The sequence below is a fragment of the archaeon CG10_big_fil_rev_8_21_14_0_10_43_11 genome (assembly GCA_002763265.1).
Taxonomy (GTDB): domain Archaea; phylum Nanobdellota; class Nanobdellia; order PEZQ01; family PEZQ01; genus PEZQ01.
In genome coordinates, this window is record PEZQ01000003.1 from 120378 (window position 1) to 132559 (window position 12182).

The following is a 12182-nucleotide window of genomic DNA, read 5'->3' on the forward strand; positions in this document are numbered from 1 at the left end:
AACATACGCGTACCTATGAAGAAGTATTTCACAAAAAAAGATTATATCACTGGTCTTGTGTGTTCTCGTTCGCTTTGGGCACGCTACCACGCGCCAGAACACCTACAAACCAGCAGCAGTATGCACTACGCAGCAGAAGCAGGCATTACTGTTGGGCGCCTTGCAAAAAAGTTGTTTGCGCACGGGATTGACTTAGAGCCACTCTCGTTCACTGAAAATCTGGCAAAATCAAAAGAGTACAAAAACGCGCGAAAAACTCTTTTTGAAGCAGCATTCACCTACCAGTCGTGTTATGCGCGTGCTGATGTGCTTATCCCTGTAGAAGACAAGTTATGGGATATTGTTGAAGTCAAATCAGCAAGCAACCTTAAAGATGATTTTCTCCACGACCTTGCGTTTCAAAAATATTGTTATGAGGGCGCAGGATTACTGATTCGAAAATGTTTTGTGCTTTACATTAACAATGAATACGTGCGCAAAGGCACGCTTGATTTAGAAGCGCTTCTCAAAAAAGAAGATGTTACTAAAAAAGTCATGCTCAAAAGCGAGAACATTGCGCAAAAAATTGCGCGCATGCAAGAACTTATCACCTATGATACGGTTAACGACATTGCTCCCCGTGAATGCATGCAGCCTTCAGCGTGTCTTGCGCCTGTTCTGTGTTGGGGCGTGCTTGAAAAAAATAATGTATTTGAGCTTGCACGAGCCGGTGCAAAAGCGCGGCGCTTCTATGATGAAGGAGTGATGCGCATACAGGATATTCCTGACCATTTCCCTCTTAGCGCGTATCAGGAAATTCAGATGCGTGCAACAAAACAAGGACGCGAACACCTTAACGTGCCTGAACTCAAAACGTTCATGGACCCGCTTACGTACCCGCTCTACTTTCTTGATTTTGAATCGTTCTCAACAGCAATCCCCCTCTATGACGGAACACGACCATTCCAGCACATTCCATTCCAGTTTTCACTTCACATCATACCCGCGCCCGGAGCAGAAGCAGAGCATATTTCATTTCTTGCTAAAGATGCACGCGATCCGCGAGAAGCATTTGCGCGCGCGCTTAGTCAGGCTGTTGGCACATCAGGAAGCATAGTTGTGTATAATGAAACCTATGAGAAAGGTCGTTTAAAAGAATTAAAAGAAGCATTTCCCCCTTACAAACCAGTAATTGAACCAATTCTCTCTCGTATTATTGATTTAGAATTTCCCTTTAGAAAATTCCACTATTACCACCCCTCCCAACAGGGAAGAAGCTCGATTAAAAAAGTGCTCCCAACACTCACAAAAAAAAGTTATGACGCGCTTGCTATTGCACAAGGACTTGATGCAAGTAATGAATTTGTGCGCGCAGTGCATCATGATACGCCAAAAGAAGAACAAGAAACTATTTTCTCCCAGCTAGAAGCATACTGCGCGCTTGACACGCACGCAATGATTGACCTTCTTTTTGCCTTGCAGAAAAAAATAAGTGCTCACGAATAAAGGCTTATTAACGCAGGACGCTCAAATGATTGGCATGGACGTCTTTGGTAAACTACTTCTCGTGCGCGTTGACCTTAATGCAGCGCTCTTAAACAAAAAAATCATTGTATCAAAACGATTCAAAGCACACGCAAACACGATTAAAGACTTGCAAAAAAAAGGTGCGAGAATCGTGCTTCTTGCACATCAGGGAAGAAAGGGCGGCACTGACTTTATTTCCCTTACCCAACATGCCCGCGCACTCTCAAAACTAACGGGAACGCGTGTCACCTACGTTGATGACTTGTACGGGAAAAAAGCGCAACGCGCAATTAATTCATTACAAAATGGCCAGGCCATACTTCTTAAAAACACACGGACTATGAGCAATGAAACAAAAGAAGGGCAGGATTTTTCAAAAACGCGCTTTGTACAAACCCTCTCAAAATATGCTGATGCATTCGTGCTTGACGCATTTAGCGTAGCACACCGCGCTCATGCAAGCGTTGTTGGATTTGTTGGAGTTATTCCCTGCTTTCAGGGGCCGAATGTATGGCGCGAAATTGAAGCCTTAGAGAAACTTAAAAAACCGCAAAAACCGTTTGTCATGATTTTGAGTGGTGCAAAAAGCGATGAACTTGTTGATGTCATGCACGCACTTGGCAAGAATGCTGATGCGGTCATTCTCTGCGGGGTCATGGGTGAATTGTACTGGAAGAAAAAAGGCATTGTGTTTGGCAAAAAAGATGCGTTTCTCGAAGCGTATGACCTTAAAGAATTGCAGCTTTCAAAAAAGATTATCATGCCAAAAGACTTTGTGCTCGAAGACACGCGCGTTGTGCGCGTAGAAAACCTGCCGGTTGAACAAAACACCATGGATGTAGGGCCGCTTACAATTGCAGATATTAAAGCGCAGATTGCGCGCGCAAAAACGGTTCTTATGAAAGGACCGCTTGGCTTTACTGAAAAAGGTTTTGTGCGTGCAACAAAACAAACACTTCAGGCGCTCAAAGCATCACCAGCAACAAGCATTATTGGCGGCGGACACCTTACTACTGCACTTGAAGAATGCGGATTTTTGGATAGTGATTTTACTCACGTAAGTTTAGGAGGCGGTTCGCTTGTGAAATACCTTTCAGATAAATCGCTTCCCGGGGTTGTGCGTATTCCAAGCAAGCTTTAAAAGTAATAACTTCTCGTTAGTATAGTATGGAGAATATAGTCTATTACGTTCCGTACGTGATTGGTATTATCTTCATGCTAGCAATTATAGCGCACGTTGCCAAGCGAAAACGCCCGCTTCGCCAGCCGGCAGATATTTTGTATTTATCCGCTATTGGCTTACTTATTTTCTGGCAACTCATTGACATAGCAAAAATTATGAACACGTCATTTATTCTTGCAGACACGCTTATGATGATGAGAAACTTGGTTATAACACTTGTACTGGTTTTTGTGTACTTATTTACCATTGAACTCAAGCGTGAACTTAATGTTATGGATGTTGTGCTTGTGTTTCCTATTCTTCTTTTCACTATCTACTATTCGTTTCAACTCCCTTGGATGAAAGCGTTTGAGTTTGGCATTATCACGTTTTATGTTCACGCTACTGAGTTTTTCTACTGGCTTTCAATTATTATTCTCATGGGATTGTTCTCAGTCAAAACCCTTGCCGTACTCTATCAATGGTTTAGCAACAAACACATTCGCTACCGCGTGGTTAACCTCGCTACTATGATTCTTGTTTCAGTTCTTATTGCAATCATTGCAGACTGGGTGGTGTACCCGTATTTTGTCAAAATCCCGCTGGGCTCAGCGTTTGTAAGTATTATCGTGTTTGCTTCATACGTGCTTGACCAGCGCATGGATGCGTGTGAAAAACGAAAACAGCCAAAACTAACCTTCAAACGAGACCGCTATCCTGAAAAAGTTGCTGCAGAACGAATCTGCTCATTCTTGTAGAGAAACAATCTTTAAGAGTATTGAGTTTGTGTGATTATGCTATGCCTCGCGTTCTACGAGTTGACTGCTACAACCAGGAATATTCTCTTGAGAACACGAAAACGCTTACCCCCGCGCGCTTTGGCGTACAAGAACACACCGCGCACAAAACACATAAGTACCACTGGCTTGACGAGCGCGGCATAGTAACACTGGGTGTTGGGCCTTTGAGCGGGACAAACATCACGCAAGCACAAGATGCAGTGTTCACCATTAAAGAACCGTCAACAAACAAACTTATTGCAACACCGCTTCCTGATTTTTCGCGCGCACTTCGCTCTGCCCATATTGACTATGTTCTGTTTGAGAAAAAAAGCCCGCGTCCTCTAGTAATTGGTGCATGCTTTAACGGCGAGCTCCACCTCACCTTCAAACAATTTAGCGATGCGTGGATTGAGCACACGCAAAAAAAAGATGTTACCAATGCACGCACAAGAGTTGCCCGCTTTTTCAAACCGTTCTATAAAGGTTGCAACACAGTGCAGGGATTTACAAGCGGCAGCGGCGCAAAAACTGGATATGGCAGCGTGGCAAGCACGCAGCACACAAAAAGAGGCGGTGTTGGTTCTGTTCTCAAGCACGCGCACAATGTGTTTGGTTTTTTTAGCGGTGGCGACTTTGTTGATGAAATATTTGATGAGCTTACTATTAATCGCGTTTATCAGGCAACACAGGGATTTCTTGCACATAATTATCCTCAACTTACGCGCGGGCTGGAGCCTGCGTATGCATTTAATAATGCCTATCAAAAAACTCCCCATCACCTGGAGGCGCTTTGCTCTGATATAAGTTCGTTTGGTGCGTACACGGGATTATGTACTAAAGAAGCAGAATCTCGTGTTCTTGCCCGGATTAATGAGTGCGCGCTTGACGCCGTGACTGTTCAGCATATCCTTGGCGGTGTAATGCATGCGTACGCGCATAACATGCTCTCACGAGAAGAGTTTGTGCGTGCAGATGTGAACATGAATGCAGAAGAATACGCAAAAAATCCCTACTATTACGCAAACGAGCACGCACGCCTTTATGTGCACGTGATTAATGCAATTGAGCAACAAACGCGTCATGGCCGCATCCTTTCATTGCCCTATAACCATGTCAGAAAAGAAGTTGCCCGCGCATTTGGAATACGCGTGCAATCATACTTTAAGAACTTGCCCTCAACCCCGTTTTATGATATTATGCGTGCTGAAGGCGGATTGTCAGCAGGGCATAACATGCCTGCAAATACGTTTTCAGAACTGGTTGGAATGAAAGTGTTTCGAAAAATTGATTTTGTTGAACATGCAGTTAAAACACGCGAACTTTTTAGTGCATACAATCAAAAAAGCGTGTGATACGGGGTTTATGCTGTTTCTTTTTTAACCGCATCTTTGGCTTCTCTTAGTAGGTTATTCATTGCGCGTCCGTAATTATGATACGCTGATTTTGGCGTGTCATAATGCGAGAAATATTTGTGCACGTCCCCTTCATTCCACCACTTGTCGCACATGTAATACAAATTATCGCTTGTCTGCAAATGCCGCCATTGCGAGATGAGTTTTGCATTTTTTGTTTGCAAAATCTGCTTTTCCATACCCTGCACTCGTTTAAAAGATTGTGCCTGCATGTTGTTACCAAGCCACGCACTCACATCGCGTTCCATATCAGCCCATGATATTGCCCAATGCAAGGGAAGCTCTGCAACTGGCTCATGTTTAGTAACGGCTTCAGTTGGTGTGAGAAATTGCGTGTGAGGATTGCGGTCAACAAAGTAGGGCAGGGCTTTGAGAAAATGAAAGATGTTGCTCTCTTGCCAGTGGTGTTCGCCAAATGTTTCATAATCCAAGTACACGTTTACCACTTGGCCTGGGTTCACGCCCAACCAGTGCGAAAACTTTTCAGCAGTAAGAGGCCACTCTTCCCACCATTTACTGCTAAAGCGATAGCCAATATCATCGCTTAAGCGATAATTTCGCAAGAGCACTTTAATTTTTGAGTCTGGTGTTTTGTACACGTAATTTGGCGAGCGCCATTCCAATATTTTTTCAGTTCCCTCACTAAAAATTCCCTTAAATCCCAGTTTTTCAGCTTCTCGCGCAGTAGGATTATCAAGAATGAGTTCAGTGTTTCGCATCACTTTGCCAATTGCTTTTGGGCTAAGAAATGATTTGATTGCATCACGATGCATGCGCACTTGCTCGCGAAATTCATCTTTATCAGGATAAATTGATGCAAGGGAATGATAGTAGGTTTCTCCAAGAACTTCAACTTGTCCGGTTTGTGCGATTCTCTGAAATGATTCAAGCACGTCAGGTCGTTGGCGTTCACACTCTTCAAGAAAAACGCCGCTAATTGACATGCCCATTTTAAAAGATTTTAAATCAGAAAGCACCTCAAGAAGAATCGCGTTTGTGCGCAAGTACGATTTTTCTGCACACCGGTCAAGCACAATCTTATTGAGACCCTCATCAAAAAGGTGTCCTGACTGATAGTTTTTAACAATTCTTCGCGGCTGGTGAACATGAAGGTTAAATGTTACATCAGGCATAACGACAGTTAAATGCTCGGTACATTATAAACGTTATTGCATTTGGATGGGTGATTGCGGGCTTTTAGATTTTTGAAAAAAAATATTCAAACACGCGTGCTTAATAGCAGGATTAATAAACCGGCATTGCACAAATAAATGCTATGGATATTGGGGAGAAAACGCGCCTCTCACGGCTTGTAAAAAACAATCGCTCACTTTTTCTTGCTATGGACCAAGGAATTGAACACGGACCTCGCGATTTTAATGCACAAAACATTGACCCTGACTACGTGCTCAAAATTGCAACAAAAGGGTACACGGGAATTATTCTTCACAAAGGCGTGGTGCTCAAATATTTTGAAGAGTATGCAGGAAAAGTTCCACTCATTCTCAAGCTCAACGGAAAAACCAGCATTCCCGCAGATGATAAAGATATTATGTCATCACAAATCACCAGCGTTAAAGATGCAGTCAGGCTTGGCGCGGACGCGGTTGGCTTTACTATTTATGTGGGTGTGGAAGAAGAACCGCTCATGCTCAAACAGTTTGGTCAAGCTGAGGAGGAAGCGCGCGATTATGGTCTTCCCATTATTGCATGGATGTATCCGCGCGCAAAAAACAAGAGCAATCCTAAAGTGATTCGCTACGCTGCACGCCTGGGCATGGAGATTGGAGCAGACATGGTCAAAATTCATTACCCTACCTTAAGCGGACTTAGCAGCGTGACACGGGTTGCGCCGCATACGCGCGTGCTCTTTGCTGGCGGAGAAAAAAAGAGCGACCAGCATGTTCTTGCTATGGCACGAGCTGTTGTTGATGCCGGCGCAGGAGGCATGGCAATTGGCAGAAATGTGTGGCAGCACAAGACTCCTGATAAGATAAGCAGGGCATTGCAAGCGATTATATTCAAAGATAAAAGCGTTGAAGAAGCGCGCATGCTATTGAAATGATACGCTCATTTTGGGAGAAAGAATTTAACACACGCCTAAACGGGCTTGTAAAAAAAATAGATATCAGTCCAGTGCTTATTGGTTTTAATGCAAATATTGATGCAATAAAATATGTCACGCCAAAATTCGTGCAACATCTGCCAAAAAACAAAGATGAAGAAACACACATCAATGATGTAGGAGACCTTGGACGCGGATTAAGACAAAGCATTAAAACAGGTAAAGCAGAAGAGTGGGAAGTTACTGAAGATGAACCATACAAAAAAATACTTTCATTTCCCTATGATGAACGCCGTATTGGCGGGCAAGCAGGAATTGTATCACGACTTTTTGCAACCCTTGGCATTGAAAATGTGTTTCTTGTTCAACAACTCTCAAAAGACCTTGCAGACCGTATCAAAGACAAACACACCCGCTCGCCAATAGTTAAAAACAACGCGTTCAAACTTGTTTCTCCGCACAACGCATACCAAACTGATGCGCTTACTAAAACAAATTGCATTTTTGAATTCAAAAAAGGCATGCTTGGCGCGCCGCGTGCAAATCGTTTTATTGTTTCATACCGGCCAAAAGAACTCAAACCCTATCTTGACGAGCACGTTGAAGCACACATCGCAGACATTGTCAAAAACTCGACGCGTGCATTCTTTTCAGGCTATTCATGGATAAAATATGAATCAAGAAAAAAAGATTTTACCATTGCACGAAGACAAATCCGTAAAATGAAGCGCGCAAACAAAGCACTCAAAATTCACCTTGAATTCACCAATATTGAAGAAGCATGGTTAAGAAAAATGACGCTCAACTACATTGCAAAAAGCGTGCACAGTCTTGGCATGAATGAGGTTGAATCAATTCTTATTCTAGAATCTCTTGGCAAAAAAAAGCAGGCACGCCACGTGCAGGATTCTTTGTTTTCAGCACAAAGCCTGTATGACGCACTGCTTACCATCAAAAAAGCGCTCAATCTTGAGCGCGTGCACGTGCACAATAGCGGATACTACTTGTGCGTATTTGACAAAACATATAACACTCCAGAACGCGTGCTTTTAGCTCACGAGAACGCGTCGCTTATAACTGGCGCAAAAGCAAAGCTTGGCGTGCTTAAAGCAAAAAAAGACCTCCTCACAATACGCGATGCGCGCATTGCACAACAGGGTATAACTGCGCTTGGTGAAGTGGATTGCAATCAGGGTATTCGTGAAGAAAAACATCATTATCTTATTGGTGTGCCAAACAAAGTTCCCTCAAAAGTTGCAAGCACGGTGGGACTTGGCGATACCGTATCATCAATTAGTTTTGTAACAGACCAATGAAAAGCATTCATGCAATAGTTCATGGAAACGTGCAAGGTGTTTTCTTTAGGGACAGCGCCAAACAAAAAAGCAGACGAGCTTCAAATCACGGGATTTGTGAAAAACAAGAAAAACGGCACGGTTGAGGCTGCAGCCCAAGGCAGAGACGAAGCAGTTAACGAATTTGTGTCATGGTTGTATGAAGGACCATCAGGAGCGCGTGTTACGCGCGTTGAAATGAAAAAACCGGTTTCTGACTCGTTTGAAACATTTGAGATACGCTAGCAGCACATTTTTTAAACCATTACAAACTTTTAGAGCAATAGATTATGAGTGTTGAAGAACAAATCAAAGACATTGAAGAAGAGCTTGCACGAACAAAACACAACAAAGCAACTGAACACCATATTGGAACGCTTCGCGGAAAACTTGCAAAGCTCAAAGAAGAACAAATTAAACGAAGTTCTAAAAGTAAAGGAGAAGGCTATGGTGTTAAAAAAGAAGGAGACAGAACCGCAGTTATTGTAGGTTTTCCTTCAGTTGGCAAATCAACACTGCTTAACAAACTCACCAATGCTGAATCAAAAGTTGCTGCTTACGAGTTTACTACGATAACTGCAATTCCTGGCATGATGGAGTACAACAACACGCGCATTCAGCTTGTAGACTTGCCCGGAATTATTGAAGAAGCATCTCAAGGCCGGGGTGGGGGAAAACAAATCATGAGTGTTGCTCGAAATGCTGACCTCATCTTGATTGTTCTTGATGCAACAAAACCGCAACACTTAGCAGTTATCAAAAAAGAATTATATGATGCTGGGCTTCGCCTTGATGTTGAAAAACCGAATGTCATGATAAAAAAATTATCAAAAGGCGGTATCAACATTTCATTTACAAAAACACTTACCAAAACAAGTGAAGAAACAATCAAAGCATTACTTCGGGAATTTAGACTTTCAAATGCAGAAGTTATTGTCCGCAGTGATATAAGCGAAAGTGAAATGATAGATGCAATACTTGCAAACCGGCATTATGTCTCATCACTTGTTGTTGTCAACAAAGTTGACATTGCAAAACCCCGCATACCAAATGCAATGTTTATCTCTGCTGAAAAAGGCAAAGGACTAAACCTGCTTAAACAAAAAATATGGGAGAAACTTGATGTTGTTCGAATATACCCTCGGGAGCCGGGAAAAGAAATTATAAAAAGCAAACCACTTATTGCGCGAAACGGAATTACCGCAGGTGATGTTGCAAAAAAAATTCGCATCAAAGAATTTCGTTACGCAAAAATTTGGGGGAGCAGCGCAAAATTTCAAGGACAAAAAATTGGAGAACAACACAAACTTTGCGACAAAGATATTATCACCTTCTACTAACTATTTTTTTTTATGCAACAAGAAGAAACTATTTAAGTTTAAAGATACATAATACACTTTGCAATATACATATTGTAAGAGGGAATGAAGAAAATGAAAAGCATGTTTTCAAAGCTCAAGGAAAAAATGGGGATGAAAAAGGAAGAGAAAAAAGAATTTCTCATTGTAAAACCACGAAAGAAAAAAGCAATAAAGAAGCCCATGAAAAAAGCTGCAAAAAAATCAGTGAAGAAAAGTGCATCAAAAAAGAAACCGGTCAAGAAAGCAATGAAGAAAAGACCAGTGAAAAAAATGGCTTCAAAAAAGAAATCATCTTCTAGAAAAAAGAAGTAACAATTCTTACAAAATTTTTTATTTTTTTTCTTTTCAATTCTTTTGCTGTCTAATGAACCGGTTAAAAAAAAAGAGAAATTTTGAGAATTAGTTTTCGAGAGCAGCTTCAATTGCCTGTTCAAATACGCTAAATGGTTGCGCGCCTGAGATAAGCTGGTCATTGACATAAAAGCCCGGCGTTCCTGAAATACCCACACTTTGTCCTGCCTGCATATCTGCTAGTGTTTCAGCAGTCATGCTTCCTGAGTCAAGACACGCATCAAATGCGGCACTGTCAAGTCCAAGGTCTTTTGCGTACTGTTTGAGACTGGCAACACCAAGTGCGTTCTGGTTCTCAAACAAGGTGTCATGCATTTGCCAAAACATACCTTGTTCGTCAGCACATTCTGCTGCTTCTGCTGCTTTTTGCGCGTTCTCATGGAAGCTTAACGGGAAATCCCGATACACTAATTTTGCTTTTCCTGTGTTAATGTAGTTTGCCACGATTTGCGGAAGCGTTTCAGAATAGAAGCGAGCGCAATACGGGCACTGGAAGTCGCTAAACTCAACAATGGTTACTGGCGCCTTTGGGTCTCCTTTTATGGGGTCATCGTCAATGAGCTGTGCTGCTTTGCTGTTTTGTGGAATGTTTAATTGGTCCACACCAGAACTTAGACCAGTAATTTGTCCATTGATAAGCAGGTTTGCGCCAAAACCCAACCCAAGAAATACAAGCGCGACTAACACGTATGCTATGTGGTGTTTTTCAATGTTAATCACAATTTCTTTTTTTGGAGCGTGGGGTTTGTGCTCTTGCTTTGGCTCTGGATTAAGCGGAGCAGCATGCTTTTTTTCTATGACTTCTTCTCCGTCTTTTGAGTCCGGGGTTTCTTTGCTGTGTGCTTCTTCTTCAATTGGTTCTTTTTTTTCTTCTTCTAGAGAAACATCTGGCTTTTCTCGAATGATTTCAATTTTTGGTTCGTCTCCCTCATTCATAGTAACGCATTCTAATAGCGTGGAACTATTTAAGAATTATCGTTATCAAACAAAAAGAGAATAAAAAAAAGAAAAGAAAAAGAATTTTTTTTCTTTAGTTTTCACGTGCTGCAAGTTCTTCATCAATGATTTGCTGGAATAAGTTAAATGGTTGCGCACCATTTAAAAAGCGTCCATTCACAAAGAATGCAGGAGTTCCGCCCACGCCCTGGGCAATGCCTTCAGCCATGTCAGCTGCAACTTCTGCAGCGTTCTCTGAATTATCAAGGCACGCATTAAACGCATCCATGTCAAGACCTAACCCGCTTGCGTATGCTTTTAGTTCTAAAATAGTGAGGTTTGCTTGGTTCTCAAACAAGGTGTCATGCATTTGCCAGAACATGTCCTGGTCGTGTGCGCATTGCGCTGCTTCTGCTGCTTTTTGCGCGTTCTCATGGAAGCTTAATGGGTAGTCTTTGAACACAACACGCACGTTTCCGGTGTCAACGTACTCGCTTTCAATTTGTTGAAGCGTTGATTTGTAAAACGTTGCGCAATACGGGCACTGGAAGTCGCTAAACTCAACAATGGTTACTGGCGCCATTGGGTCTCCTTTTATCGGGTCGTCTGCGTCAAGGGTAACATTGTATCGTGGTTCAACATACTCTACGAGCGTAAATGAACCGTCCTGCTCAACTGTTTGGTAGTTGTCTTCAAAAATTTCTGGACTCCTGAACACGAGTGTTCCATCACTTGCCACGTCACCAACGCTCGGCCATACCTGCATGAGGCTTGCAATTGAAGATGCGTTCTTATCAAGAATAAAGGTTGGTATCTTTGTGATGCCATATTTCTCAATATATGCTCGTGCTTCTTCACTTAATGCGTCAATGCTTTGTTCAACAATGCTCATGCCTGACTGGCTCGTGTACTGTTCAAGAATTTGCTTATTGACGCTGACGTCAAAACATGAACTGCACGAGCTATCAACAATGTAGGTAAGCGTTACTGAACGTGCTTGTGTGGGCGTATTGATTACGCTGCCGGTTGTTTCAGGAGTTGATGTAGTTCCCATAACGGATGCAGCAATAAATCCTACAACAAAGAAAACAAACGCGATACCAATAAAGCCAAGATGTTTCTTGCTTACGTTGATAACGAGCTCATTTTTGTGCTTTCGTGTCATACCAAGCTACTACTCTAACGCACTATTTAAAGATTTATTCAATACGAGAAAAAAAATAAAAGAAAAATATCAAAAAAAATTAGAGTTGATTAACCAAGCTCAAATGTG

11 protein-coding genes and 1 pseudogene are annotated in these 12182 nt (G+C 42.2%); 9 read left to right on the plus strand and 3 right to left on the minus strand.

Annotation, left to right across the window (positions count from 1 at the left end):
- Nucleotides 1-15 precede the first annotated feature (15 nt).
- The 4 genes from COT72_01645 to COT72_01660 are packed head-to-tail and all read left to right on the plus strand — an operon-like array spanning nucleotide 16 to nucleotide 4802.
- The gene (locus COT72_01645; protein PIO00390.1) at nucleotides 16-1485 is read left to right on the plus strand and encodes a DUF2779 domain-containing protein; all 1470 of its coding nucleotides are present in this window, start codon (nucleotides 16-18) and stop codon (nucleotides 1483-1485) included.
- Between the two features lie 25 nt (nucleotides 1486-1510).
- Nucleotides 1511-2647, plus strand: coding sequence for a phosphoglycerate kinase (gene pgk / locus COT72_01650; GenBank protein PIO00391.1), 1137 nt, complete (start codon nucleotides 1511-1513; stop codon nucleotides 2645-2647).
- A 26-nt stretch (nucleotides 2648-2673) separates the two neighbouring features.
- Nucleotides 2674-3426, plus strand: coding sequence for a hypothetical protein (locus COT72_01655; protein PIO00392.1), 753 nt, complete (start codon nucleotides 2674-2676; stop codon nucleotides 3424-3426).
- A gap of 41 nt (nucleotides 3427-3467) precedes the next feature.
- On the plus strand, nucleotides 3468-4802 hold the full coding sequence (locus tag COT72_01660; protein PIO00393.1) for a hypothetical protein: 1335 nt from the start codon (nucleotides 3468-3470) through the stop codon (nucleotides 4800-4802).
- An 8-nt stretch (nucleotides 4803-4810) separates the two neighbouring features.
- On the opposite strand, the gene COT72_01665 is transcribed toward COT72_01660, so the two are convergent.
- Nucleotides 4811-5995 carry an alpha-amylase gene (locus COT72_01665; protein ID PIO00394.1) on the minus strand — a complete coding sequence of 395 codons (1185 nt, stop codon included), beginning with the start codon at nucleotides 5993-5995 and terminating at the stop codon, nucleotides 4811-4813.
- 143 nt (nucleotides 5996-6138) lie between these two features.
- Between COT72_01665 and COT72_01670 the strand changes: the two genes are divergently transcribed.
- From COT72_01670 to COT72_01690, 5 genes and pseudogenes are all read left to right on the plus strand, one after another.
- Nucleotides 6139-6927, plus strand: a complete 789-nt coding sequence (locus COT72_01670; protein ID PIO00395.1) for a fructose-bisphosphate aldolase — start codon at nucleotides 6139-6141, stop codon at nucleotides 6925-6927.
- Nucleotides 6924-8243 (plus strand): hypothetical protein, encoded by a 1320-nt coding sequence (locus COT72_01675; protein ID PIO00396.1) that lies wholly within the window; start codon nucleotides 6924-6926, stop codon nucleotides 8241-8243. The genes COT72_01670 and COT72_01675 overlap by 4 nt, the downstream gene beginning before the upstream one ends.
- Nucleotides 8240-8507 (plus strand): annotated as a pseudogene (locus tag COT72_01680) (acylphosphatase). Before COT72_01675 ends, COT72_01680 begins: the two are co-directional and overlap by 4 nt.
- 44 nt (nucleotides 8508-8551) lie before the next feature.
- Nucleotides 8552-9601 carry a GTP-binding protein gene (locus COT72_01685; GenBank protein ID PIO00397.1) on the plus strand — a complete coding sequence of 350 codons (1050 nt, stop codon included), beginning with the start codon at nucleotides 8552-8554 and terminating at the stop codon, nucleotides 9599-9601.
- A gap of 84 nt (nucleotides 9602-9685) precedes the next feature.
- Nucleotides 9686-9934, plus strand: a complete 249-nt coding sequence (locus COT72_01690) for a hypothetical protein (GenBank protein ID PIO00398.1) — start codon at nucleotides 9686-9688, stop codon at nucleotides 9932-9934.
- Between the two features lie 87 nt (nucleotides 9935-10021).
- On the opposite strand, the gene COT72_01695 is transcribed toward COT72_01690, so the two are convergent.
- Together COT72_01695 and COT72_01700 are read right to left on the minus strand one after the other, a co-directional pair.
- Nucleotides 10022-10909, minus strand: a complete 888-nt coding sequence (locus COT72_01695; GenBank protein ID PIO00399.1) for a disulfide bond formation protein DsbA — start codon at nucleotides 10907-10909, stop codon at nucleotides 10022-10024.
- A 94-nt stretch (nucleotides 10910-11003) separates the two neighbouring features.
- Nucleotides 11004-12074 (minus strand): hypothetical protein, encoded by a 1071-nt coding sequence (locus COT72_01700; GenBank protein PIO00400.1) that lies wholly within the window; start codon nucleotides 12072-12074, stop codon nucleotides 11004-11006.
- Nucleotides 12075-12182: the final 108 nt, after the last annotated feature.